This window comes from Actinocatenispora rupis (assembly GCF_016861975.1).
Taxonomy (GTDB): domain Bacteria; phylum Actinomycetota; class Actinomycetes; order Mycobacteriales; family Micromonosporaceae; genus Actinocatenispora; species Actinocatenispora rupis.
This window is the reverse complement of sequence record NZ_BOMB01000001.1, coordinates 285,589-310,761: the sequence shown is the minus strand read 5'-3', so window position 1 is coordinate 310,761 and position 25,173 is coordinate 285,589. Positions and strand designations below refer to the sequence as shown.

The 25,173-nt window shown below is 72.7% G+C and carries 18 protein-coding genes; 10 read left to right on the top strand and 8 right to left on the bottom strand.

The features are described from left to right. Positions 1 to 26 precede the first annotated feature (26 nt). Complete coding sequence (gene uvrC, locus Aru02nite_RS01385; RefSeq protein ID WP_203654200.1) at positions 27 to 2,126, bottom strand: excinuclease ABC subunit UvrC; 2,100 nt, start codon at positions 2,124 to 2,126, stop codon at positions 27 to 29. Between the two features lie 114 nt (positions 2,127 to 2,240). Between uvrC and Aru02nite_RS01380 the strand changes: the two genes are divergently transcribed. After that, positions 2,241 to 3,371 carry a hypothetical protein gene (locus Aru02nite_RS01380; RefSeq protein WP_203654199.1) on the top strand — a complete coding sequence of 377 codons (1,131 nt, stop codon included), beginning with the start codon at positions 2,241 to 2,243 and terminating at the stop codon, positions 3,369 to 3,371. Between the two features lie 328 nt (positions 3,372 to 3,699). On the opposite strand, the gene uvrA is transcribed toward Aru02nite_RS01380, so the two are convergent. Together uvrA and rsgA are read right to left on the bottom strand one after the other, a co-directional pair. Further along, complete coding sequence (uvrA, locus tag Aru02nite_RS01375; RefSeq protein WP_203654198.1) at positions 3,700 to 6,714, bottom strand: excinuclease ABC subunit UvrA; 3,015 nt, start codon at positions 6,712 to 6,714, stop codon at positions 3,700 to 3,702. A gap of 338 nt (positions 6,715 to 7,052) precedes the next feature. Further along, on the bottom strand, positions 7,053 to 8,138 hold the full coding sequence (rsgA, locus tag Aru02nite_RS01370) for a ribosome small subunit-dependent GTPase A (protein WP_203654197.1): 1,086 nt from the start codon (positions 8,136 to 8,138) through the stop codon (positions 7,053 to 7,055). 219 nt (positions 8,139 to 8,357) lie between these two features. Between rsgA and Aru02nite_RS01365 the strand changes: the two genes are divergently transcribed. Both Aru02nite_RS01365 and Aru02nite_RS01360 read left to right on the top strand, forming a co-directional pair. Beyond that, positions 8,358 to 9,062: a maleylpyruvate isomerase family mycothiol-dependent enzyme gene (locus Aru02nite_RS01365; RefSeq protein WP_203654196.1), complete on the top strand. Its 705-nt coding sequence runs from the start codon at positions 8,358 to 8,360 to the stop codon at positions 9,060 to 9,062. A 10-nt stretch (positions 9,063 to 9,072) separates the two neighbouring features. Then, positions 9,073 to 9,723, top strand: coding sequence for an MBL fold metallo-hydrolase (locus Aru02nite_RS01360; protein ID WP_203654194.1), 651 nt, complete (start codon positions 9,073 to 9,075; stop codon positions 9,721 to 9,723). Between the two features lie 47 nt (positions 9,724 to 9,770). On the opposite strand, the gene Aru02nite_RS01355 is transcribed toward Aru02nite_RS01360, so the two are convergent. Continuing rightward, complete coding sequence (locus Aru02nite_RS01355) at positions 9,771 to 10,826, bottom strand: S1 family peptidase (protein ID WP_203654192.1); 1,056 nt, start codon at positions 10,824 to 10,826, stop codon at positions 9,771 to 9,773. A 213-nt stretch (positions 10,827 to 11,039) separates the two neighbouring features. Between Aru02nite_RS01355 and Aru02nite_RS01350 the strand changes: the two genes are divergently transcribed. The 4 genes from Aru02nite_RS01350 (at position 11,040) to Aru02nite_RS01335 (ending at position 17,061) form a co-directional block, all read left to right on the top strand. Continuing rightward, positions 11,040 to 12,632 carry a hypothetical protein gene (locus Aru02nite_RS01350; protein ID WP_203654190.1) on the top strand — a complete coding sequence of 531 codons (1,593 nt, stop codon included), beginning with the start codon at positions 11,040 to 11,042 and terminating at the stop codon, positions 12,630 to 12,632. 680 nt (positions 12,633 to 13,312) lie between these two features. Continuing rightward, positions 13,313 to 14,215, top strand: coding sequence for a GNAT family N-acetyltransferase (locus Aru02nite_RS01345; protein WP_239076266.1), 903 nt, complete (start codon positions 13,313 to 13,315; stop codon positions 14,213 to 14,215). Positions 14,216 to 14,288: 73 nt separating this feature from the next. Further along, positions 14,289 to 16,160, top strand: coding sequence for a translational GTPase TypA (gene typA, locus Aru02nite_RS01340; RefSeq protein WP_203654188.1), 1,872 nt, complete (start codon positions 14,289 to 14,291; stop codon positions 16,158 to 16,160). Positions 16,161 to 16,230: 70 nt separating this feature from the next. Continuing rightward, positions 16,231 to 17,061 (top strand): serine hydrolase, encoded by an 831-nt coding sequence (locus Aru02nite_RS01335; protein ID WP_203654186.1) that lies wholly within the window; start codon positions 16,231 to 16,233, stop codon positions 17,059 to 17,061. A gap of 258 nt (positions 17,062 to 17,319) precedes the next feature. Here Aru02nite_RS01335 and Aru02nite_RS01330 read toward each other — a convergent pair whose 3' ends face one another. Continuing rightward, on the bottom strand, positions 17,320 to 18,120 hold the full coding sequence (locus Aru02nite_RS01330) for a tyrosine-protein phosphatase (protein ID WP_203654185.1): 801 nt from the start codon (positions 18,118 to 18,120) through the stop codon (positions 17,320 to 17,322). A gap of 56 nt (positions 18,121 to 18,176) precedes the next feature. Between Aru02nite_RS01330 and Aru02nite_RS01325 the strand changes: the two genes are divergently transcribed. Beyond that, a complete protein-coding gene (locus Aru02nite_RS01325) occupies positions 18,177 to 19,262 on the top strand; it encodes a mandelate racemase/muconate lactonizing enzyme family protein (protein ID WP_203654183.1) in 1,086 nt (361 codons plus the stop codon). Positions 19,263 to 19,473: 211 nt separating this feature from the next. Next, complete coding sequence (locus tag Aru02nite_RS01320; protein ID WP_203654181.1) at positions 19,474 to 20,436, top strand: C40 family peptidase; 963 nt, start codon at positions 19,474 to 19,476, stop codon at positions 20,434 to 20,436. A gap of 3 nt (positions 20,437 to 20,439) precedes the next feature. Here the strand turns inward: Aru02nite_RS01320 and Aru02nite_RS01315 are convergent, their stop codons facing one another. Further along, positions 20,440 to 21,438: a TerC/Alx family metal homeostasis membrane protein gene (locus tag Aru02nite_RS01315; protein WP_203654179.1), complete on the bottom strand. Its 999-nt coding sequence runs from the start codon at positions 21,436 to 21,438 to the stop codon at positions 20,440 to 20,442. Positions 21,439 to 21,852: 414 nt separating this feature from the next. On the opposite strand from Aru02nite_RS01315, the gene Aru02nite_RS01310 reads away from it, so the two are divergent. Next, complete coding sequence (locus Aru02nite_RS01310; RefSeq protein WP_203654176.1) at positions 21,853 to 22,143, top strand: antibiotic biosynthesis monooxygenase family protein; 291 nt, start codon at positions 21,853 to 21,855, stop codon at positions 22,141 to 22,143. A gap of 31 nt (positions 22,144 to 22,174) precedes the next feature. Here the strand turns inward: Aru02nite_RS01310 and Aru02nite_RS01305 are convergent, their stop codons facing one another. Both Aru02nite_RS01305 and uvrB read right to left on the bottom strand, forming a co-directional pair. After that, on the bottom strand, positions 22,175 to 22,510 hold the full coding sequence (locus Aru02nite_RS01305) for a hypothetical protein (RefSeq protein WP_203654174.1): 336 nt from the start codon (positions 22,508 to 22,510) through the stop codon (positions 22,175 to 22,177). A gap of 40 nt (positions 22,511 to 22,550) precedes the next feature. Further along, positions 22,551 to 24,662, bottom strand: coding sequence for an excinuclease ABC subunit UvrB (uvrB, locus tag Aru02nite_RS01300; RefSeq protein ID WP_203654172.1), 2,112 nt, complete (start codon positions 24,660 to 24,662; stop codon positions 22,551 to 22,553). Positions 24,663 to 25,173 lie beyond the last annotated feature (511 nt).

The following is a 25,173-nucleotide window of genomic DNA, read 5'->3' as shown; positions in this document are numbered from 1 at the left end:
GTCCACCGACGCCGTCGCGTGGTTGCTCACTCGCCCCCCTCGTTCCCGCGGCCGTCGCCGGCCCCGTCGGCCGGTCCGGCCCCGGACGACAGTACGTCGCCGGGATCCGTCGGCGTGGCGGTTTCGCCCGACTCGTCCGGATGCAGCGCCGCGAACACCAACGCCGCCGTACGGTCGCCGATGCCCGACACCGAACCGATCTCGCCGACGCTCGCCGCGCGCAGCCGCTTCACCGAGCCGAAGTGCCGCAACAGCGCCTTCTTGCGGATCTCCCCCAGCCCCGCCACACCGTCCAGCACCGAGGTCGTCATCCGTTTCGAACGACGCTGCCGGTGGTACGTGATGGCGAACCGGTGCGCCTCGTCCCGTACCCGCTGCAACAGGTAGAGACCCTCGCTGGTGCGCGGCAGGATCACCGGGTACTCGTCGACCTCGGACGGCAACCAGACCTCCTCCAGCCGCTTCGCCAGCCCGCACACCGTCACGTCGTCGATGCCCAGCTCGGCCAGCACCCCCGCCGCCGCGTCGCACTGCGGCTGGCCACCGTCCACCACGACCAGCTGCGGCGGGTACGCGAACTTGCGCGGTCGCCCGGTCGTCGGGTCGATGCCCGGCACGCCGCCCTCCGGCCGCTCGTCCGCGGCACCAGACACCGCCGGAGAGTCGTCACCGGACTCCGACCCGTCGGCGGCGTCGATCGGGTCGCCCGACTCGGCACGCGCCTCCAGGTACCGCGAGAAGCGGCGGCGCAGCACCTCGGCCATCGCCGACACGTCGTCGGTACCTGTCCCGTCCGGGTTGCCGCGCACCGCGAACCGCCGGTACTCGCTCTTGCGCGCCAGCCCGTCCTCGAACACCACCATGCTGGCCACCACGTCGGTGCCCTGGATGTGCGAGATGTCGTAGCACTCGATGCGCAGCGGGGCGGTCTCCATGCCGAGCGCGTCGGCGATCTCCTGCAACGCCTGGCTGCGCGCCGTCAGGTCGCCCGAACGGCGCAGCTTGTGCTGGGCCAGTGCCTGTGACGCGTTGCGTGCGACCGTCTCGGCCAGCGCCCGCTTGTCGCCGCGCTGCGCCACCCGCAGGCTCACCCGCGCGCCACGTACCTGTGACAGCCAGTCGGTCAGCGCCGCCGCGTCCTCCGGCAGTTCCGGCACGAGCACCTCACGCGGGATGGCGGTGGCCGCGTCGCCCCCGCCGTACACCCGGAGGCAGAACTGCTCGACCAGGTCGCCGGTCGTGACGTCGGAGACCTTCTCCACCACCCAGCCGCGCTGGCCGCGCACCCGCCCACCGCGCACGTGGAACACCTGCACCGCGGCCTCCAGCGGATCCTCCGCGAACGCCACCACGTCCGCGTCGGTGCCGTCGGCCAGCACGACCGCCTGCTTCTCCACTGCTCGGCGCAGCGCCGCCAGGTCGTCCCGGATCCGCGCCGCCTTCTCGAACTCCAGCTCCTCCGACGCCTGCTGCATCTCCTGCTCCAGCCGGCGCACCATCCGGTCCGTGCGCCCCGCCATGAACTCGCAGAAGTCGTCCACGATCTGCCGGTGCTCCTCGGCGCTGACCCGGCCGACACACGGCGCCGAACACTTCCCGATGTACCCCAGCAGGCACGGCCGGCCGATCTGCCCGGACCGCTTGAACACCCCCGCCGAGCAGGTCCGCGCCGGGAACACCCGCAACAGCAGGTCCAACGTCTCCCGGATCGCCCAGGCGTGCGAGTACGGCCCGAAGTAGCGCACGCCCTTCTTCTTGGCGCCGCGCATCACCTGCAGCCGCGGATACTCCTCGTTGAGCGTGACCGCAAGGTACGGGTAGCTCTTGTCGTCCCGGTACTTGACGTTGAAGCGCGGGTCGTACTCCTTGATCCAGGTGTACTCCAGCTGCAGCGCCTCGACCTCGCTGGACACGACCACCCAGTCCACCCGGGCCGCCGTCGTGACCATCGTGTACGTCCGCGGATGCAGGCCGGCGGGGTCCGCGAAGTACGAATTCAGTCGGCTGCGCAGGCTCTTCGCCTTGCCGACGTAGATCACGCGACCGCTCGGATCACGGAACCGGTACACCCCGGGCGCATCCGGAATCGTCCCCGGCGCTGGACGGTAGCTCGACGGATCCGGCACCTCACAAGCCTAACGACCGCCACCGACAACCCCGCCGGGTGGGAACCGCCGGTTGCGTACGGTGGCTACCGTGACGCCGCCGGAGCGCACAGACAGGTCGGGGAGGGACGCGCCGTGACGCACACACCGTGGGGCCCGGACCCCGCGGACCGGTCCCCGCGGGACACCGACCACGTACCACCGTCCGACGTCACCGGCCCCCTCCCACCCGCCTCGTCGCCCGGTACCGGCCACGACCGGTCACCGGCGCCCGACGCCGCCGGCCCGGGCACGCCACCGAGCCCCGACCCCACGGGACACGGCACCCTTCCCCCCGGGTACGAGCCGGCCGGCGCGCGTACCGGGCCGTGGTCGGACGACGCCCCGTGGTCGGACCGCACCATGCCCGGCGGCGGCGCGACGCCCGGCGGGACCGCGGCGTTCGGTACCGCGTCGGGTGGCGGGGCCGTGTCCGGCGGGGTGGGGCCCGGCGTCCCGCCGTCGGGGGCCGGTGTCGGGCACTCCGAGAGCGGCGGCCCCGTTCCGCCACGGGACGGCGCCGGGTACGTGCCGCCCACGCCCTGGTCGACCCCACCACCGGGCACCGCCTGGTCGCCGCAGCCGACCACCGGACGCGGGCGGATCGTCCCGCTGATCGTCATCGCCTGCGTCCTGGTCCTGGTCGCGGGCTGCGTCGGCGGCGTCTGGGCGTACTCGTCGCCCGACGACCACCGGACCACCGCGAACGGCGCCGCGCCCGTACACAGCGCCGGCAGCGGAACAGGGTTGGGCGCCACCCCGGGTGACGGCGACCGGCTGAGCGAGAAGCAGTACCACGACTGGCGGTTCCGGCTCGGCGACGTGGCGCTCAGCGCCGACAAGACCGGCGGCCGGGATGCCGACACCTGCGGACCGTTCGAACGCGACCGGAGCATGACCAGCCACGGCTGCCGGTACGGCATCGAACTCGACTACACCGCCGACCACGACCGGATCCGCTTCCTACACGTGATCCTGGCCTTCGACACCGCCGCCCACGCCAAGCAGGTCGACGGTGCTCTCACCGAGGACGATCTGGTGTTCAACGGCAAGGCGCTGCACCCGAAGAGCGCCACCAAGGCCGGCAAGTGGACGCACCGCAACACCAACGAGTACATCGTGGTCACCGTCTGCACCACGTCCAGCGCGGCCGACGTCGAGCAGGTCGACACGTACCTGCACTACGCCAACGCCGACGAGGCCAGCGCCCTGCTCTGGCACGACTGACCGCCCGCACCTCGCCGCCGCATCCCGCCGCCTGGTCGGCCACGGCGCGCACACGCATCCCGCCACGTGGTCGGCCAGACGCGCACCATCCACATCGCGTTCCGGCACGTCGTCGGCCAGACGCGAACCATCCACATCGCATCCCGCCACGTGGTCGGCCCAGGCGCGCACCGTCCATGACTGGCGCATCGCGCCTCGCCGCTCGCCTCTGGCGTTGCCGTCAGCGTGGCGCGGGGCGACGGGGTCGGCAGCGCGAGTGTGACCCGCGGCGGGCCTGGTGCCGGTGCCGGACCGGCACCGGCGTGCGTCGCGGGTCAGCGCGGGACGGTCATCGAGCCTTGGTACTGCGGCGCGACGTGGACCCCTTCGCAGCGGTGGACTTCCCGGTGGTGGACTTTGCCGTCGTACCGGTCGCACCGGTCGCCGCGGTCTTGCGCGTCGCCGTACGCGGCTTGCTCGCGGCGACGGTGCGCTTGCGCGTGGCCGGCGCCGGGGTGACGGTGCCGTCGAGTACGTGGCGGAGGAAGCGGCCGGTGTGGCTCTCCTCCACCTCGGTCAGCGCCTCGGGCGTGCCGGCGGCGACGACGGTGCCGCCCTTGTACCCGCCCTCGGGGCCCATGTCGACGATCCAGTCGGAGGTCTTGATGACGTCGAGGTTGTGCTCGATGACGATGACGGTGTTTCCCTTGTCCACCAACGACTGCAGCACGTGCAGCAGCTTACGGATGTCCTCGAAGTGCAGGCCGGTGGTGGGCTCGTCCAGCACGTACACCGTGCGTCCGGTGGACCGCTTCTGCAGTTCGCTGGCGAGCTTGACGCGCTGCGCCTCGCCGCCGGACAGGGTCGGTGCCGGCTGGCCGAGCCGGACGTATCCGAGGCCGACGTCGACGAGTGTCTTCAGGTGGCGATGGATCGACGTGATCGGTTCGAAGAAGCCGGCGGCCTCCTCGATCGGCATGTCGAGCACCTCGGCGATGGTCTTGCCCTTGTAGTGCACCTCAAGGGTCTCCCGGTTGTACCGGGCGCCGTGGCAGACCTCGCACGGCACGTACACATCGGGGAGGAACTGCATCTCGATCTTGATGGTGCCGTCGCCGGCGCACGCCTCGCACCGGCCGCCCTTGACGTTGAACGAGAACCGGCCCGGCGTGTATCCGCGCACCTTCGCCTCGGTGGTCTCGGCGAACAGCTTGCGGATGTTGTCGAAGACCCCGGTGTACGTGGCCGGGTTGGACCGCGGCGTACGCCCGATCGGCGACTGGTCGACGCCGACGACCTTGTCGACCTGGTCGAGACCGGTGATCCGGGTGTGCCGGCCGGGCACCATCCGGGCTCCGTTGAGCTGGTTGGCGAGCACCGCGTACAGGATGTCGTTGACGAGGGTCGACTTGCCGGAGCCGGAGACGCCGGTCACCGAGATCATGCAGCCCAGTGGGAACGCCACGTCGATGGTGCGCAGGTTGTGCTCGCGGGCCCCCTTCACCACCAGCTCGCGGCCCTTGGTCAGCGGCCGGCGGACGGCCGGCACGGGGATCGCGGTGCGCCCCGACAGGTACGCCCCGGTCAGTGACTTGGGGCTGGTGAGCAGGCCGGAGACCGAGCCGGAGTGCACGATGTGGCCGCCGTGCTCGCCGGCACCGGGTCCGATGTCGACGACCCAGTCGGCGGTCCTGATGGTGTCCTCGTCGTGCTCGACCACGATCAGCGTGTTGCCGAGGTCGCGCAGCCGGGTCAACGTCTCGATCAGCCGATGGTTGTCCCGCTGGTGCAGGCCGATGGACGGCTCGTCCAGCACGTAGAGCACGCCGACGAGGCCGGAGCCGATCTGGGTGGCGAGCCGGATCCGCTGCGCCTCCCCGCCGGACAGCGTCGCCGACGGCCGGTCCAGCGACAGGTAGTCGAGGCCGACGTCGAGCAGGAACCGCAGCCGGGCCTGGATCTCCTTCAGCACCGCCTCGGCGATCAGCTTCTGCCGCCTGGTCAGCGTCAGCTTGCCCAGCAGCTCGGCGCACTGGTCGATGGCCAGCGCGCAGACCTCGGCGATGTTGTGGCCGGAGATCGTCACGGCCAGGATCTCCGGCTTGAGCCGGGTGCCGGAGCACGCGGGGCACGGGATGTCCCGCATGTACCCCTCGTACTTGTCGCGGCTCCACTCGCTCTCGGTCTCGCCGTGCCGCCGCTCCAGGAACGGCACCACGCCCTCGAAGGCCGCGTAGTACGACCGCTCCCGCCCGTACCGGTTGCGGTACTTGACGTGGACCTGGGCGTCGGAACCGTGCAGCACGGCCTTCTGCGCGCGGGCCGGCAGCTTGCGCCACGGGGTGTCCAGGTCGAAGCCGAGCTGGTCGCCGAGGCCCTGCAGAAGACGCAGGAAGTACTCCATGTTGTGGCCGGACGACCAGGGTTGGATCGCGCCTTCGGCGAGGGAACGCTCCGGGTCCGGCACCACCAGCTCCGGGTCGACCTCCTTGCGGGTGCCGATGCCGGTGCAGGTCGGGCACGCACCGTACGGCGCGTTGAAGGAGAACGAGCGCGGCTCCAGCTCCTCGATGCCGAGCGGGTGGTCGTTCGGGCAGGCGAAGTGCTCGGAGAAGCGGCGCTCGCGGTGCTCGTCGTCCTCCGGCAGGTCGACGAAGTCGAACACGACCCGGCCGTCGGCGAGCCCGAGCGCGGTCTCCACCGAGTCGGTCAGCCGCTGCTTGCTGGACGGCTTCACCGCCAGCCGGTCGACGACCACCTCGATCGAGTGCTTCTCCTGCTTCTTCAGCTTCGGCGGCTCGGTCAGCGGGTGCACGACGCCGTCGACCCGGACCCGCGCGTACCCCTTGGACTGGAGCTCGGCGAACAGGTCGACGTACTCCCCCTTGCGGCCGCGGACGACGGGGGCGAGCACCTGGAACCGGGTGCCCGCGTCGTATCCCAGCACGCGGTCGACGATCTGCTGGGGCGTCTGCTTGCTGATCTTCTCGCCGCACACCGGGCAGTGCGGCTCGCCGATGCGCGCGAACAGCAGCCGGAGGTAGTCGTAGACCTCGGTGATGGTGCCGACGGTGGACCGCGGGTTGCGGGAGGTGGACTTCTGGTCGATCGACACCGCCGGGCTCAGACCCTCGATGAAGTCGACGTCCGGCTTGTCCATCTGGCCGAGGAACTGCCGCGCGTACGCCGAGAGGGACTCCACGTACCTCCGCTGGCCCTCGGCGAAGATCGTGTCGAAGGCGAGGCTCGACTTGCCCGAACCGGACAGGCCGGTGAACACGATCAGCGCGTCGCGCGGCAGGTCCAGGCTGACGTCACGCAGGTTGTGTTCGCGCGCACCACTGATGATCAGGCGATCTGCCACAGTCTCCCGCTCTTCCGCTCCGTCGGGCCGGCCGACCGACCCCACCCCCACGACACGGTGTACACCCAGCCAACGACACGACGATGACGGCGGCGACGCGCTGGGACCGACCGGACCGCCCGAGCGACCGCGGACGACCGGGGCGGGCCATGGGGCACACCCAGAGGGCAACTGTATCCGCGCCCTCCGACAGAACCGCCGGGCCAGCGACGACGCCTACGAAACAGGGCCCCGACGGGCCCGTGCCACCTGGATCACGACCGCGCTCGCGGCCGGACGACACCGCCGCAAATTCAAACACATGTACGACGGCACCGCCAGCGGCGGGCGGCGTGTCGTCAGGTACCCGGGAGCGTGCCGCGGCCGTCGACGCGGCGCCGGGCGAGCGCGCGGACCCGGCGGGTCTCCGCGCGGTCGACGGCGGCCAGCCGGGCCCCCCGCCGGTCGGCCTGCCAGCGCAGTTCGGCCTGGAGTTTCCGCCAGCTCGCCAGGCGGCGCGGCGGGAGACTGCCGTCGGCGACCGCGGCCAGGACCGCGCAGCCCGGTTCGGCCTCGTGCCGGCAGTCGGCGAACCGGCACTCCGCCGCGAGCCCGGCCACGTCCGCGAACGTACGGTCGAGCCCGTCGGCGGTCTCGTCCAGCCCGACCGACCGGATCCCCGGCGTGTCCAGTACGGAGCCGCCGTCCGGTACCGGGACCAGCGCCCGGTAGGTGGTGGTGTGCCGGCCCTTGCCGTCGGCCCGCAGCGCCCGGGTCGCCAGCACGCTCGTCCCGACCAGCGTGTTGACCAGCGTCGACTTGCCGACGCCGGACGCGCCGAACAACCCCAACGTCCGGCCGTACGCGAGGTGCTCGTGCAGGGGCAGCAGGGAAGCCGGGTCACTGCCACAGACCGGGTACACCGGCACGCCGGGCGCGGCGCGGCCCAGCAGGTCCGCCAGCCCGGCCGGATCCGGTACCCGGTCGGCCTTGGTGAGTACCAGGATCGGGGTGGCGCCGGACTGGTGGGCGAGCGCGAGCAGGCGCTCGATGCGGCCCTCGTCGGGACTCGGGTCGAGCGGTTCGACCACGGCGGCCGTGTCGATGTTGGTGGCCAGCACCTGGCCGAGCGAGTCGCGGCCGGCACCGTTCCGGATCACCGCGGTACGCCGCGGCAGCACCGCCTCCACCGTGGTGCGCCGGTCCGGCCAGTCGCGCAGCGCCACCCAGTCGCCCGCGACGGGCAGGATCAGCAGGTCGCGCGCGGCGTCGGCGAGCAGCCGACCGGCGGCGGTGGCGCGCACCGTGCCGTCCGCGGCGAGCACCGTGTACACCCCGCGGTCCACCCGGCCGACCCGGCCGAAGCGGCACCCGGAGCGCCCGTACGGTGCGAAGCTGTCGGCCCACCCGGCATCCCAGCCGAGCGCGCCCAGATTGATCGACATCGTTGCAGCGACACCCTCACGTTTCGTGCGGGCGCGGCGCGCGCGTCAGCGCGGCGGGCGACCCGCGGGGTTGCGGTGGACCAGACGCGTCGCCGGCCACCAGTGCACGTCTCGCACCGTCACCTCCCGTACGTCCGCGCCGTTCGTTCCGGGGCCGACACTACGGCGGGATCCCCCGCGCACCAAGCGAATAACGGTGGTACCGGTAGCGTTCCCGGCATGAGTCGCGACCCGTACGCCGATGCGAACCTGCTGGCCAGCGCCACCGACCGCCTGCTGGCGGCGGTGCGCACGATGGACGACGGGCAGGTGGCCGCACCGTCCGGTCTGCCCGGCTGGAACCGCGGGCACGTGCTCGCCCACCTGAGCCGGCAGGCCGACGCGCTGTCGAACCTCGCCGGTTCCGCCATCAGCGGCGAACCCGCCGTCATGTACGCCTCGCCCGAGGCGCGCAACGCCGACATCGCCGCCGGCGCCGGCCGCGGCCAGGCCGAGCAGTTCGCCGATCTGGCCGCCGCGTCCGGACGGCTGGCCGGCCTGATCGACGCGGTACCGGCGGAGCGGTGGGCGGCCGAGGTGGCGTACCGGCAGGGTCCGGGGCCGGCGACGCTGGTCCCGTGGGCGCGGCTGCGCGAGGTGGAGATCCACCACGTCGACCTGGCCGTCGGGTACACGGTGGACGACTGGGACGCCGGGTTCGCCGCGGAGCTGTGCGCCGAGCTGGCCGCCGAGTTCGCGGACCGTCCCGCCCCGCCGGCGGTCGAACTGCGCGCCACCGACACCGGCGCGGTGTACCGGATCGGCGCCGGCCCGACCGTCAGCGGTACGGCGGCGCGGCTCGCCGGCTGGCTGCTCGGCCGGCCCGCCGGCGAACTGGCGGTCGATCCGGCCGGCCCGCTGCCGGTACCGCCGGCCTGGAAGTAACCTTCGCACCATGACCTACACCGGACACGTACGGCCGGGTGGCGCGCCGGCGACCCGTTCCCTGGACCGGCTGTCGATCACGAAGGTGTCGGTCGGCCCGATGGACAACAACGCGTACCTGCTGCGCTGCCGGGCCACCGGCGACCAGGTGCTGGTGGACGCCGCGAACGACGCGGACCGCCTACTGGACCTGGTCGACGACAAGGTGCTGCGCGCCGTGGTGACCACGCACCGGCACGGCGACCACTGGCAGGCGCTGGCCGAGGTGGTCGCGGCGACCGGCGCCCGCTCCGTCGCCGGCCGGTACGACGCGGCCGAGTTGCCGGTGCCCACCGACGGCCTGCCCGACGGCGCGGCCGTACCGGTGGGGCGGTGTCAGCTGTCGGTGATCCACCTGGTCGGGCACACGCCCGGCGCGATCGCCCTGCTGTACCGGGATCCGGCGGGGCGGCCGCACCTGTTCACCGGCGACTCGCTGTTCCCCGGCGGGCCCGGGAAGACGACGAACCCGCGCGACTTCACGAGCCTGATGGACGACCTGGAGGCGAAGGTGTTCGGGCCGCTGCCGGACGACACCTGGGTCTACCCGGGGCACGGCGACGACACGACGCTCGGCGCCGAACGCCCGCACCTCGCCGAGTGGCGCGCCCGCGGCTGGTGACACGACGACGGCCCGGCACGGTCCCGCGCCGGGCCGTCGCGCATCCGCTAGTAGACGCTCACGCCGTACGCGCTGAGCGCCGCCGTGACGGGCTGGAAGTACGTGGTGCCGCCGCTGGTGCAGTCACCGCTGCCGCCGGAGGTCAGGCCGAGCGCCTTCGACCCGTCGAACAGCGCGCCGCCGCTGTCGCCGCCCTCGGCGCACACGTTCGTCTTGATCATGCCGGTGACGGTGCCCTCGGCGTAGTTGACGGTCGCGTTGAGGCCGGTGACGGTACCGGAGTGCACGTGCGTGGTGCTGCCGCTGCGGCGTACGGACTCGCCGACCGTCGCGTTGCCGGACGACGTGATGTCCTGCGACCCGCTGTACAGGTCGACGGTGCCCGAGTAGTTGGTGTAGGTCGAGCTGTACGTGACGATCGCGTAGTCGTGGCCGGGGAACGTGCTCGCCCGGGTGGTGCCGAGCAACGTCGTGTGCCCCGAGTTCGAGTACCAGGAACTGGCGATGTTGCCGCAGTGCCCGGCGGTCAGGAAGTAGTGCGTGCCGGCGCTGTTGCGCACGTTGAAGCCCAACGAGCACCGGTACTGCCCGCCGTAGATGGCGTCGCCGCCGGCGATCCGGGTACTCAGCACGCCCGCGGTGCGCTGCACGGTCACGGCCGTGCCGTACCGCCCGGCGACGGTGCGCAGCCGGGTGAGCGCCGCGCCGGTCACCGTACGGTCCGCGGTGACGACGACCCGGTCGGTACGCGGGTCCACCGACCACGCGGTGCCCGGGATGCGCGCCGAGTCGTCCAGCGCGGCGGTGACGGTACGCAGCTCGGCCGCGCCGTACCGGACGGATCTGGGGGTGAGGCCGGCGGACCGGACGGCGGCCGCGGCGCTCTCGGTCGTGACGGTGACGACCGTGCGGCCACCGTCGAGGTAGCTGCCGGCGGTGGCGTCGCCGAGCCGGTGCACGAGGGTGTCGGCGAGCGCCGGCTGGGCCGACGCGGGCACCGACGGGGCGGACTGTGCGGGCGCGGCGACGAGCAGCGCGCCGGCGGCGAGTGCCGCGACGGCGACACCGGCCCGACGCAGCGTACGGGGGACGGAGTGACTCACTGGGGGCCTCCTGGGGTCGGGGGCGTGGAGGGGATCGGCTCGCGGAGGGGTCGCGAGGACCCGCCGAGAAAGATCATGAAATGACCTAAAACTCACGAGCCACGCCAAGTATCGCGTTCACCGGAAAACACTTCAAGATTTGACAAACGGCCTCCGGATGTGCGGCCCACCCCGTACCGGACCGGTCGCGGGCACGCCGCTAGGGTTCGGGGCGTGACGTCGGTCCCACTCACCGAGGCGCGCGGGGCCCGCGCGACCGCAGCCCGGCCCGGCCGCCTCCCCGCTGTCACGTACGCGGTGCTCGGCGCGCTGCTGCTGGCGCTGCTCGCGCTGACCGCCCCGCACGGCGAGTGGGTGTCCGACTCGTGGATCCACGCCGCGACCGTCGCCGAGGCCGCCCGCCACCCGCTGCACCCGCTCGAACCGCTCACCGGCGAGCACGCCCCCTTCGCGTACTTCTCGCCCTGGGCGATGGTGCTCGGCTGGGCGATGCGGCTGACCGGCGCGTCGGTCTGGGTGGTCCTCACGATCGGCGGCCTGCTCGGCACCGCGCTCCTGCTGACCACCTGGTACCGGTTCGTCCGCGCGGTGAGCGCGGCGCGCTGGGCGCCGGTGCTCGCGCTGGCGCTGATGCTGCTGCTGTGGGGTACCGGGACGTGGTTCTGGTCCGGGTTCCCGATGCTCGGCTCGCTCAGCCTCGGGTTCGGGTGGCCGAGCGTGTTCGCCGGCGCGTGCTGGTTCGAGCTGTGGCGTACCGCGCTGCGGATCGACGCGGTGCGCCGCGCCCACCGCATCGCGGTCTTCGCCGTACTGCCCGGGCTGACGCTGCTGGTGCACCCGTTCACCGCCGCCATCGCCGCGCTGTCCGTGGCGATCACCCTGGCGTTCCGGGTACGCCGGCATCCGCGCCCGGTCGCCGAGGTCGCCGTGGCCGCCGTACTCTCCGGGCTCGCGGCGCTGGCCTGGCCGTGGATCAGCCTGCGCGCCATGCTCGGCGACCAGGCCGGCTTCGACGCCATCCACCACATGCTCTACCAGGGCGTACTTGCCAAGTACGCGCTGCTGCCGCTGATCGTGCCGGCGCTGGTGCTCCGCCTCGTACGGGACCGGCGCGACCCGCTGTTCTGGACCGCCGCCGCCTGCGCCGTCGGTGTCCTCGCCGGCGGCCTCACCCACACCTGGTCGCTCGCCCGGCTCGGCCCCGGGATCGCGCTGCCCGGCCAGGCCGCACTCGCCGTCCTGCTCGCCGGCTGCTGGGACACCCGCCGCGTACTGACCGGCGCACGGCGCGCCGGCGCCGTCCTGCTCGCCGCGCTGACCGCACTCGCCCTCGTCGTCGGCGCCGACGCGAACGCCTGGGCCATCGCGCGCGCGCTGCCCGGCACCGCGCTGCGCGCCCGCGCCGAGACCGCCACCGACTCGCAGCTGCCGTACCCGCGGCTGGGCTGGATCGCCCGGTACGTCCCCGACGGCGACGTCGCGGTCGCCAACAACTGGCAGACCCGCCGCGAACTCCCCACGTACGGGCTGCGCTCGGTACGGACGCAGTGGCCGTCGCCGGGCGTACCGGACGAGGCTCGGCGGGCGAGCGACGAGGACCGGATTCTCGGCTGGGCACCCGCCACACCCACCGAACGCGGCGCGCTACTCGCCCGCTACCGCGTCCGCTGGATCCTCTGGCGACCCACCGCACACACCCCGGTCTGGCCGTACCCGGGGGCCCGGCTCGTCGCCTGCGGACCCGGCCGGATCGCCCTGCTACGCGTCGATCCCGCCGCCACCACCCGCCCCGCCGCCTGCCCCTGACCCCCGCGTTCCGCTCAACAGAGCCGATCCCGCGACGCCCGCTCCCCCGCCACCGGGTCGAAACCGCGCGCACGCCGCGGCGATCCACGGTCCACCAGGCCGGTTCCGCGCCGGCGTCACGTGCCACGTTCCGCGCGGTCGAGCCGATGGAAGACCCGAGCGCGCAGCCGGACCGACGGTACGGCGGCCCGGTCGTCGTGCCTGCGTATGCGCCGCGTCCACGTACGATCCGGGCCGGCCCGGCACCACCGACATCCGCGGACCACGGACCCGCATTCCCCACCGCTGAGCCGATCTCGCCCCTCGATGGCCCTGTCGAACCCGCACGGCGAGACGCCGGCCAGCGGTGTCGACACCGAGATCCGTACGCCGTCGCCCGCGTCCTCCGCCGCCGTCCCGGTCCGGCGTTCCGGCGCCACCGCGGATCCTTCCGCCGAGCCGATCCCGCGCCTTCGCTCGGCCGCCAGCTCTGCGCCGCCGCGAGCACGTGCCGGGCCTGACGCAACCGGGACTGCTGCCGCTGAGCCGATCCGGCGCGTCCACGCCGCCGCGTTCTCCTGGCACTGAGCCGATCCCGGACGGAGCCACGGTGGTGTCGGGGATGCGGACCGGGCGGGCGTGAGTGGGACGGTACGACCCGGGCGGCGGGCGGTACCGGTGGGCGGCCTACCGTCGCGGACGTGAACGTGTCGATCGACCACCTGACCCCGGCGGACCTGCGGACCGTACTGGCGGAGCAGCACCGGTACTGGGGTGACCGGGACATGCGCTCGCTGCACCACCCGACGTACGTGCACGAGTTCGGTGGCACCGCGCTGGCCGCCCGCGCTGGCGGTGTCGTGGGGTACCTGCTGGGTTTCGTGGCCCCGACCGGCGACGGGTACGTGCATCTGGTCGCGGTACGCGACGACGCGCGCGGTGCCGGCGTCGCCCGGGCGCTGTACGACCGGTTCGCGGAGCTGGCGGCCGGGCGCGGGGCGACGGGGCTGAAGGCGATCACGACGCCGGGCAACGCCGACTCGGTGGCGTTCCACCGGCGGCTGGGGTTCGCGGCCGACACGGTCGCCGACTACTCGGGGCCGGGCGCGGACCGGGTGGTGTTCCGCCGGCCGTTGCCGCCGGGTGTCGTCGTCGGTCCGGCGCGGCCAGCGGACGCGGGTGAGCTGCTGACCGTCCAGCACGCCGCGTACGTCCGGGAGGCCCTGCGGTACGGGGTGGCCATCCCGCCGATCGTCGAGGACGCCGCGGGCGTGGGCGCCGCGATCGAGGCCGGCGGGGTGCTCGTGGCGCGCGACGGCGGCCGGATCGTGGGCACGGTCCGGGTCCGGCGGGTCGGCGCGGACGCCGAGATCGGACGCCTCGCCGTCGCGCCGGACCGGCAGGGCGGCGGACTCGGTACCCGGCTGCTGACCGCGGCCGAGGCGGCCGAGCCCGACGCCGCCCGGTACGTCCTGTTCACCGGGCACGCCAGCGACCGCAACCTCGACCTGTACCGGCGCCTCGGGTACGCGGAGACCCACCGGGCGCCCGGGCCGACCGGCGTCGAGCTGGTTTATCTGGCCAAACCGAACCCGACGGGATGAATCGAGCGGGAGGCCGGTCTCATATCCGGTCCCCGCCGCACGGTGCCGCCGGCGGGCACGGGAGGATGGTGGCATGGCAGTACGCACCGACCTCCGCAATGTCGCGATCATCGCGCACGTCGACCATGGCAAGACCACTCTCGTCGACGCCATGCTTCGACAGTCCGGCGCGTTCGGCGCGCACCTGTCCGCCCACGAGGCCGAGGACCGGGTCATGGACTCGATGGACCTCGAACGCGAAAAGGGCATCACGATCCTCGCCAAGAACACGGCGATCCACTACACGCCGGCCGACGGCGGCGACCCCACCACGATCAACATCGTGGACACCCCGGGGCACGCCGACTTCGGCGGCGAGGTGGAGCGCGGACTGTCCATGGTGGACGGTGTGGTGCTGCTGGTGGACGCGTCCGAGGGCCCGCTCCCGCAGACCCGGTTCGTGCTGCGCAAGGCGCTCACCGCCAAGCTTCCCGTCGTACTCGTGATCAACAAGGTGGACCGCTCGGACGCCCGGATCGCCGAGGTCCTCGACGCGACGTACGAGCTGTTCTTCGACCTGGACGCGACCGACGAGCAGATCGACTTCCCCGTCGTGTACGCGTCGGCCCGGTCCGGCCGGGCGAGCCTGGAGCGCCCCGAGGACGGCGGCCAGCCCGACTCGCCCAACCTCGAACCGCTGTTCCGCACCATCCTGGAGACCATCCCGGCCCCCTCGTACACGGAGGGCGCGCCGCTGCAGGCACACGTGACGAACCTGGACGCGTCGCCGTTCCTCGGCCGCATCGCGCTGTGCCGGGTACACGAGGGCACGATCCGCAAGGGCGAGACGGTCGCCTGGTGCCGGCACGACGGCACGGTCGAACGGGTCCGCATCTCCGAGCTGCTGATGACCGAGGCGTTGGAGCGCAAGCCGGCCGAGTCGGCCCGGCAGGGCGACATCATCGCGATCGCCGGCATCGCCGACATCATGATCGGCGACACGCTGGCCGACCCGGAGAACCCGAAGCCGCTGCCGCTGATCACGGTGGACGAGCCGGCCATCTCGATGGTCATCGGTACCAACAACTCGCCGCTGGTGGGCCGGGTCAAGGGTTCCAAGGTCACCGCCCGGCTGGTCAAGGACCGGCTCGACCGCGAACTCGTCGGCAACGTGTCGCTGCGGGTGCTGCCGACCGAGCGGCCGGACGCCTGGGAGGTGCAGGGCCGCGGCGAGCTGGCGCTGGCCATCCTGGTCGAGATCATGCGCCGGGAGGGCTACGAGCTGACCGTCGGCAAGCCGCAGGTGGTCACCCAGACCGTCGACGGCAAGATCCACGAGCCGACCGAGCGGCTGACCGTGGACGCGCCGGAGGAGTACCTGGGGACGGTCACGCAGCTGCTCAACCTGCGCAAGGGCCGGATGGAGAACCTGGTCAACCACGGCACCGGCTGGGTCCGGATGGAGTGGATCGTGCCGTCCCGCGGCCTGATCGGCTTCCGCACCGAGTTCCTCACCGAGACCCGCGGCACCGGCATCGCGCACCACGTCTTCGAGTCGTACGAGCCGTGGTTCGGCGAGCTGCGTACCCGGAACACGGGGTCGCTGATCGCCGACCGGGCGGGCGTCGCGGTGGCGTTCGCCATGCACAACCTGCAGGAGCGCGGCACGCTGTTCGTCGAGCCCGGCACCGAGGTGTACGAAGGCATGATCGTCGGGGAGAACTCCCGCGCCGACGACATGGACGTCAACATCACCAAGGAGAAGAAGCTCACCAACATGCGCTCCTCCACCGGCGACGAGCTGGAGCGGCTGGTACCGCCGCGCAAGCTGTCGCTGGAGCAGGCGCTGGAGTTCTGCCGCGGCGACGAGTGCGTCGAGGTCACGCCGGACACGGTGCGGCTGCGCAAGGTGGTGCTGTCGGCGCAGGAGCGCGGCCGGGCCCGCGGGCGCGCGAACCGTTCCTGAGTCGTGGTCGGCCCCGGGCGGCGGTGACGCGCGCGGGGCCCGGCGGCCGCCGACCACGTAGGGTGCGGGCATGACGCTCCCGCACCTGGCCGCCCTGGACCCCGTGCTCGCCGCCGCCCCCGGCACCGTCTCGGTGTACGTGGGGCCGCTGTCCGGGCCGCCGGCGTACACCCGGCTGCCGGACGCCCCGCACTACGCGGCGAGCACGATGAAGGCGGCGCTGCTGGCCACGGCGTACCGGTTGGCGGACGCGGACGCGGTGGACCTGGCCGAGGAGCTGGCGGTGCACGACGAGTTCGGCTCGGCGGCGCCGGACGGCGGGCGTTTCGCCATGCGCCACTCGTACGACAACGACGACGAGGTGTGGGCCCGGCTGGGGCGCACCGCGCCGCTGGAATGGTTGCTGCGCCGCATGATCGTGCGCTCCTCCAACCTGGCCACCAACCTCGTCCTCGAACGCATCGGTACGCCCGCGGTCGCGCACACGCTCGCCGACGCCGGCGCCGCGGTGATGGTCGTGGGCCGCGGCATCGAGGACGGCGCGGCCGAGCACGCCGGCCGTACCAACCGGGTCACCGCGGCCGACCTGGCCCGGCTGCTCGCCTCGATCGCCGACCACCGGATCGCGTCGCCCGCGTCGTGCGCGGCGATGATGGAGATCCTGCTCGCCCAGGAGTGCACCGAGGACCTGGCCGCGGGTCTGCCGCCGGGCACCCGGATCGCCCACAAGAACGGCTGGGTCGACGGCATCCGGCACGGCGCCGGGGTGGTGCTGCCCGACGACGCCCCGGCGTACGCGGTGGCGGTGTGCACCACCACCGACCTCGGCGACGACGCCGCCTGCCGGCTGGTCGCCGACGTGTCCGCCGCCGCGTGGGCCGACCGGCACGCCATCGCCTGACGCCGCGCCGGTCCCGCGCACGTGCCGTCAGCCGGTGCGCCGCCGGTACTGGCAGCGCCGAGCACGACCGCACCGAGCGTCGCGGGAACGCCTGCCACGAGCCGGATCGCGCCCGCCACGGCAGCCCAGCGAAGCCAGCCCGCCGCGGCGACCAGCCCGGCCCGCGGGCGGGTGGCCGAGGTCGGTGAGCTGCTCGCTCACGATCCGCGGCCGGCAACGGGCGGCGGCTGATCCGGCTCAACCACACCGTTTCCGCGGTCAGTGCCCGTCCAGCAACGCATCCGCGAGCGCCGCCCGTACTCCCGCGTCCAGTCCCAGCCCGTCCGCCACGAACCCGTCGAACGTGCCGAACCGCCGGTCCACCTCGTCGAACGCCGCCGCCAGGTACTCCGGGCGCACGTCCAGCAGCGGCTGCAGCAGCTCCGGCTCGGCCATCACCCGCGCCCCGCGCAGCCCCGCCAGCATCGTCGCGGCGGCCTCCCGCACGATCGGGTTCGACGCCAGATAGTCCTCGTACACGGTGTCGCGGTCGACGCCGAGCAGCGTCAACAGCACCGCCGTGGTCCAGCCGGTACGGTCCTTGCCGGCGGTGCAGTGGTACAGCAGCGGCGTGCCGCCCGCGTCGGCGATGCGCCGCAGCAACGCACCGAACCGGTCCCGCGCACCCTCGTCCGACACGAACCAGCGGTACATGTCGGTCATGAACCGCTCGCCGCCGCCGTCGGCCAGCTCCGCGCGCTGCCGGACCGCGTCCCGGCTGCCGATCAGCTCGCCGAGCAGCCGGTACAGGTCGGTCGTGGCGTCGAGGATCGGCAGGTGCACCGCGGTGACGCCGGGCGGCAGCCGGTCCGCGCCGAGCTGGTCCACCTCGCTCTGCCCGCGCAGGTCGACCACGGTGGTGACGCCGGCGCCGGCCAGCGCGGCGAGATCGTCGTCGGTCAGCTTCGCCAACGCGTCCGACCGGTACACCCGGCCGGTGCGGACCGGGCCCCGCGCCGTGGCGTACCCGCCGATGTCGCGGGCGTTGGTCGCCCCGGACAAGCCCAACCCGCGCCCCATGCGCCGCTCCCCTCGCTCGTCGGCGCCCACACTACGGAACCGGTACGCTGCCGCGTGTGCCGATCCTGGATGTGACGACCCACCTGGTCAGTGCCCCCCTGCACACGCCGTTCGTGACCGCGCTGCGGCGCACCACGACCACCGACACGGTGGTGGTCGTGGTGACCGACGAGCACGGCCACCGCGGCTACGGCGAGGCCCCGCAGGTCTGGCGGGTGACCGGCGAGTCGCTGGCCGGCGCCCGCGCCTGCATCGACGGCCCGCTGCGCGACGCGGTGCTCGGCCGCGACCCGGACGACCTCCACGACCTGCTGCGTACGGTGCGGGGCGCGGTGGTCGGCAACCACGGCGCGAAGGGCGCGGTGGACGTCGCGCTGCACGACCTCGCCGCCCGCCGCCTCGGCGTACCGCTGGCACAGTTCCTCGGCGGGTCGGCCACGACCGCGCGTACCGACGTGACGCTGTCGGTCGCCGAGCCGGACGAACTCGCGGCCACCGCGGCGGCCCGCGTCGCCGAGGGCTTCGACGTACTCAAGATCAAGGTCGGTACGGACGCGGTCGGCGACGTGGCCCGGGTGCGCGCGATCCGCGCCGCCGTCGGCCCCGGCGTACGGATCCGGCTGGACGCCAACCAGGGCTGGACGCCACGCCAGGCAGTACGGGCGATCCGGGCGATGGAGGACGCCGGCACCGACGTCGAGCTGGTCGAGCAGCCCGTCGACGGGCACGACGTGGCCGGTCTCGCGCACGTCACCGCACACGTGGACACCCTCACCCTCGCCGACGAGGCCGTGTACGGCATCCGCGAGCTGCTCGCGGTGATCGAGCGGCGGGCCGCCGACATGGTGAACGTCAAGCTCGCCAAGTCCGCCGGCCTCGGACCGGCCCGCACGCTGCTGGACCTGGCGGAGGCGGCCGGCATGGGCACCATGGTCGGTTCGATGATGGAGACGCACATCGGCGTCGGCGCGGCCGCCAGCCTCGTCGCCGCGTACGGCACGAGCGCGGTCAGCGACCTCGACGCCGCGTGGTGGCTCACATCGGCCCCCGTGACCGGCGGCATCACGTACGAGGGGCCCACCGTACGGCTGCCCGATGCGCCCGGTCTGGGCATCGATGCGCTGACAGTCGCCGAACCGTGACGCACGCCCAACCGGCCCGGTGCGGCACGAACCGGGCGGGTTCCGTATTCTCGGAGGTCACAGGTACCGCGGGGTGGGACACCGGCAAGTCCGGAAGCGGTGCGCCGCGAGCCGTCTCGCGCCTGCCAGCCGGCACGGTCCGGGTCACCGCTCGCCGCGACCGCCGAGGTCGGGTCGTACCGGCGCATCCGTGAGGGGGCAGGGAGAAGTCGTGACCACCAGAAGGACAACATCCGCGCAGCGGACCGCACCGGCGGCCGGGCAGGAAGCGATCGTCGCCGTACCGGTGGCGACCGTGTGGACCGGGCCCGACGCGGTCCGCGCGGTGGACCGGCCGGCCGTCGCCGACCTGCCCGACGTGCGGCGCTGGGTGAGCGCGATGAGCAAGCAGCAGCTGCTCGACCTCGACGGTCGCACGGAGACCCAGCTACTGCTCGGCGAGCGGGTCCTGGTCGAGCAGGTGGACGGCGACTGGGCGCGCGTCGTCGCCGTCGAGCAGCCGTCCGGCAAGGACGAGCGCGGCTACCCGGGCGTCGTCCGGCTGGCGCACCTCGCCGTGCCCGACGCCCCGGCCCGCGGCCGGCAGATCGTCGTCGACGCGACCGCCACCGCCCTGTGCGACGAGCCGAACGGTGACGTCGTGCTGCCCGGCGTCGTCATCGGCACCAGCCTGACCGCGACCGGCCGTTCCGACCGCGGCTGGCTGCCGGTCTCCGCGCCCGCCCACGACACCGCCCTCTGGGTACGCGAGGCCGACGTCGCGCCCGCCCCGACGTCCGCGCCGTCCGCCAAGGACCTGCTCGCCGTCGCCGAACGGCTCATCGACGTGCCGTACGTGTGGGGTGGCCTGTCCGCGTACGGGATCGACTGCTCGGGGCTGGTGCACCTGGCGCACCGGCGACTCGGCGTGAAGGTGCCGCGCGACGCCGACGACCAGGCGCTCGTCGGCGAGGCCGTCGAGGCCGGTACCGAGCAGCCCGGCGACCTGTACTTCTTCGCCCGCGCCGGCCGCGCCCCACACCACGTCGGCATCGTCGCCGCGGCCACCACGGCCGACGAGCCGCGCCAGATGCTGCACGCCTCCGGTCAGGACGCCGCCGGCCGCGTCGTCAACGAGCCGATGACCGACGACCGGACCGCCACCCTCACCGGCGCCCGCCGTACGTTGAGCTGACCGTCACCGTTCCGCGTGTGCCGCGCGGCGGGCCTGGACGCTCGTCTTCACCAGGCTCGCCGCGGTGGTCACCGCCAACGCCGCCACGATCACCGACAACGACAGCCAGATCGGTACGTGCGGCGCCCACGTGATCGGCTGCCCGCCGTTGACGAACGGCAGCTCGTTCTCGTGCATGGCCTCCAGGATCAGCTTCACGCCGATGAACCCGAGGATCACGCCGAGCCCGACGTTCAGGTACACCAGGCGTTCCATCAGGCCACCGAGCAGGAAGTAGAGCTGGCGCAGGCCCATCAGGGCGAACACGTTGGCGGCGAACACCAGGTACGCCTCCTTCGTCAGGCCGAAGATCGCCGGGATCGAGTCCAGCGCGAACAGCAGGTCCGTCGTACCGATCGTGATCATCACGATCAGCATCGGCGTGACCATCCGCCGCCCGCCCTCCCGGACCAGCACGCGCCCCTCGCCGAACTCCCGTGACAGCGGCAGTCTCCGGCGCGCCCACCGCACCAGCGGGTTCACCTTGAACTCGTCGGCCTCGTCGCCCTCCTTGTGCACCGCGGTCTTCACCGCCGTGTACACCAGGAACGCGCCGAAGACGTAGAACACCCAGGCGAACCGCTCGATCATCGCGGCGCCCGCGGCGATGAACAGGCCGCGCATCACCAGCGCCAGCACGATGCCGATCAGCAACACCTTCTGCTGGTACCGGCGCGGCACCGCGAACCGCGACATGATGATCACGAAGACGAACAGGTTGTCCACCGACAGGCTGTACTCGGTGATCCAGCCGGCGAAGAACTCGGTGGCCGGCTTCGGCCCGGACAGCAGATAGAGACCGAGGCCGAACAGTCCGGCGAGCCCGACGTACAGCACCACCCAGAGCGTGCATTCGCGCATCGACGGCACATGTGGGCGTCGTCCGATCACCGCCAGATCGATCAGCAGGATCGCCAGGAGGACCACGATCGTTGTGGCCCAGACCCACCCATGTACCACCACGCCGGGAATCCCTCCGGTAGATACGACTGTCTACCGGAGGTCTCCTCCACCATGGCCGGAGCCACAGCCGCCGGGCCCGGGGTGTCACCGGCCGGTTGGGCCGGGGCACGCCGTGTTGACGGAGCCGACGCGTAGGGAGTACTCCCCTCCTCGTCCATATTCTCTCCCTTGAGTGGCCGATGCGCGCAACCGGGGTGACCGAACTCGCAGCGCAATCCGCTGGTCACGGCGGTGTGGCGGGACGACGCGCGGCGCGGCGCCCGCGTACTGCGGCGGTACGTCCCGTCTCGGCCCGAACGACCCCGCGACACCGTCCCAACCCCCGGATCCCTTCCGCCCCACCGCACACCGACCATCCCCCGGTACGAGGCCCCGACCGGCAGGCCCCCGTACCGGTGCGGCATCCTGGCCGACATGGTGTGGGAAGTGGGACTCATCGACGTCACCCCGGGTGGCGAGGACGACTTCGTCGACGCGTACCGGAAGGCGCGGTCGCTGCTCGCGGAGACGCCCGGCTGCCGCTCGGTCCGGATGACCCGCGGCGTGGAAAGCCCGTCCCGCTTCGTCCTGCTCGTCGAATGGGACTCGGTCGAGGCGCACGAGCAGAACTTCCGCGCCACCGACCGCTTCACCGCCTGGCGCGGCCACATCGGCCCGTACTTCGCCGCCCCGCCGCGCATCGAGCACTTCACCGACCTGGACTGAACCGGCCTGGACCGACCACCGCGGCGGTGCGTCAGGGCGGCGTCATCCGGTACATCGCGCCGACGTCGAACAGGGTGTCGATCCGCTCGCCGAGACCGGCTTGCTCGTCACCCCACACCCGGACCGCCACGACGTCCTCGTCCGACACGCGCGCCAGTACCACCACCAGCCGGGCCGCCCCACCCTGCAGAGCATGCACGTACCACCCGGTGGTGGCCGCGTCGTCGGTGCCGACCAGCCCCGACTCGACGGCCTCCCACTCGTCCGGATCAGAGCCGCTGCCCGCGTACATCGCCAGCAGTTCCAGCAAGGGGCGGATGTTCTCCGGCAGGATCCGGCCGCCGCCGAGCAGCGTCAGGTCGTCCACGCCCGGAGGCAACGGCAGCGCCCCGCGACCGGGCGACACCTCACTTCACCCCGGCCGCGTCCATGCCGCGCAGTTCCTTCTTGAGATCCGAGATCTCGTCGCGGATCCGCGCCGCCAGCTCGAACTGCAGCTCCCGGGCCGCCGCCAGCATCTGGTCGTTGAGGCTCTGGATCAGGTCCGCCAGCTCGGCCCGGGCCATCCCGGCACGCGCCGGCTCCCCCGTCGCCTTCCCCGTACGCGCCCGGCTGCGCGTCTCCGGCACCGGCGCCTTGCCCCGCGACTGCTGCCGACCGCCGCCACCGACCAACGCCTCCGCGTCGTCGGCCTCCCGGTAGATGTCGTCGAGGATGTCGCCGATCTTCTTCCGCAGCGGCTGCGGGTCGATCCCGCGCTCCTCGTTGTACGCGATCTGCTTGGCGCGGCGCCGGTTCGTCTCCTCGATCGCGTGCGCCATCGACGGCGTGACCTGGTCCGCATACATGATCACCTGGCCGGAGACGTTACGCGCGGCACGCCCGATCGTCTGGATCAGACTCGTACCCGAGCGGAGGAAGCCCTCCTTGTCCGCGTCGAGGATCGCCACCAGCGACACCTCCGGCAGGTCCAGGCCCTCCCGCAGCAGGTTGATGCCGACGAGCACGTCGTACTCCCCCTGGCGCAGCTCGCGCAGCAACTCCACCCGGCGCAGCGTGTCCACCTCGGAATGCAGGTAGCGCACCCGGATGCCGTGCTCCAGCAGGTAGTCCGTCAGGTCCTCGGCCATCTTCTTCGTCAGCGTGGTGACCAGGACCCGCTCGTCCTTCGCGGTGCGCTGGTTGATCTGCTCCATCAGATCGTCGATCTGACCCTTCGTCGGCAGGATCACCACCTCCGGGTCGACCAGCCCGGTCGGCCGGATCACCTGCTCCACGAACTCGCCCTGCGCCTGCTCCAGCTCCCACGGACCCGGCGTGGCCGACATGTACACCGCCTGACCGACCCGCTCCTCGAACTCGTCGAACCGCAGCGGCCGGTTGTCCGCCGCCGACGGCAGCCGGAACCCGTGCTCGATCAGGGTCCGCTTGCGCGACGCGTCCCCCTCGTACATGCCGCCGATCTGCGGGATCGTGTTGTGCGACTCGTCGATGATCGTCAGGAAGTCGTCCGGGAAGTAGTCGAGCAGGGTGTGCGGGGCGCTGCCCGGTTCCCGGCCGTCCATGTGCAGCGAGTAGTTCTCGATGCCGGAACAGAAACCGACCTGCCGCATCATCTCGATGTCGTACTGCGTGCGCATCCGCAGCCGCTGCGCCTCCAGCAGCTTGCCCTGCCGGTCCAGCTCGGCCAGCCGCTCCGCCAACTCCCGCTCGATGTCGCGGATCGCCCGCTCCATCCGCTCCGGCCCCGCCACGTAGTGACTCGCCGGGAAGATCATCAGGTCGTCCGCCTCGCGGATCACCTCACCCGTCAACGGATGCAGGTAGTACATCTTCTCGACCTCGTCGCCGAACAGCTCGATGCGCACCGCGAGCTCCTCGTACGCCGGGATGATCTCGATCGTGTCCCCGCGGACCCGGAACGTGCCCCGCTGGAAGGCCAGATCGTTCCGCGTGTACTGCACGTCGACCAGCCGGCGCAGCAGCTTGTCCCGGTCGATGTCGGCGCCGACCTTCACCCGCACCGCCCGCTCGATGTACTCCTGCGGCGTGCCCAGCCCGTAGATCGCCGAGACGGTGGCGACCACGATCGTGTCCCGGCGGGTCAGCAGGTTCATCGTCGCCGCGTGCCGCAGCCGGTCCACCTCCTCGTTGATCGACGAGTCCTTCTCGATGTACGTGTCCGTCTGCGGGATGTACGCCTCGGGCTGGTAGTAGTCGTAGTAGCTGACGAAGTAGCCGACGGCGTTGTTCGGCATCAGCTCGCCCAGCTCCTTCGCCAACTGGGCGCAGAGCGTCTTGTTCGGCGCGATCACCAGGGTCGGCCGCTGCAGCCGCTCGACCAGCCACGCCGCCGTCGCGCTCTTGCCCGTGCCGGTCGCGCCGAGCAGCACCGTGTGCCGCTCGCCCGAGGAGACCCGGCGCTCCAACTCGGCGATCGCGGTCGGCTGGTCACCGGAGGGCTCGAACTCACTGATGACCTCGAAGCGGCCCTCACGCCGGGGGATCTCAAGCGTCATGCCACCACCGTACGACGACCCACCGACAAGTTCGGCGGGGCCGGCCGAGCGCCCGGACGACACCGCCGCGGCGTACCCAAAACACCCGAAACGGCGGGACCGCGTGGCCTCCCGCCCGGAACGGCTTGTGTGACCCGTGCCACCGGTCTACGGTCGAAGGTCAGCAGGTTGCTTGCGGCACCGGCGGAGAAGACGAGCGGGCCGATCCACTCACGGTTCCGTACCGCATCTCCGCAGGGGGTAGCAGCCCCGCCCGAAAGGGTCGGCGAGCGCGCCCGAGGCGACCGCCGTGGAGGCGATCCGCCCACCGCGGGCGACCTGCCCGGCGAGACCCCGGCCCACGGGCCGGGGTCTCGCATCGGGCGACACCTGTCCGCGGAGCGCGCGGACCGTGGGTGCGAGACTGATTCTTTCCGGGGGCGCGGCCCCCGGAACCCGCGCCGGTGGGGCTTCGCCCCCCGGCACCCCCGCCGGCCGTGCCGTCTCCCGGCGTGTTGGGACCGCGGGATTC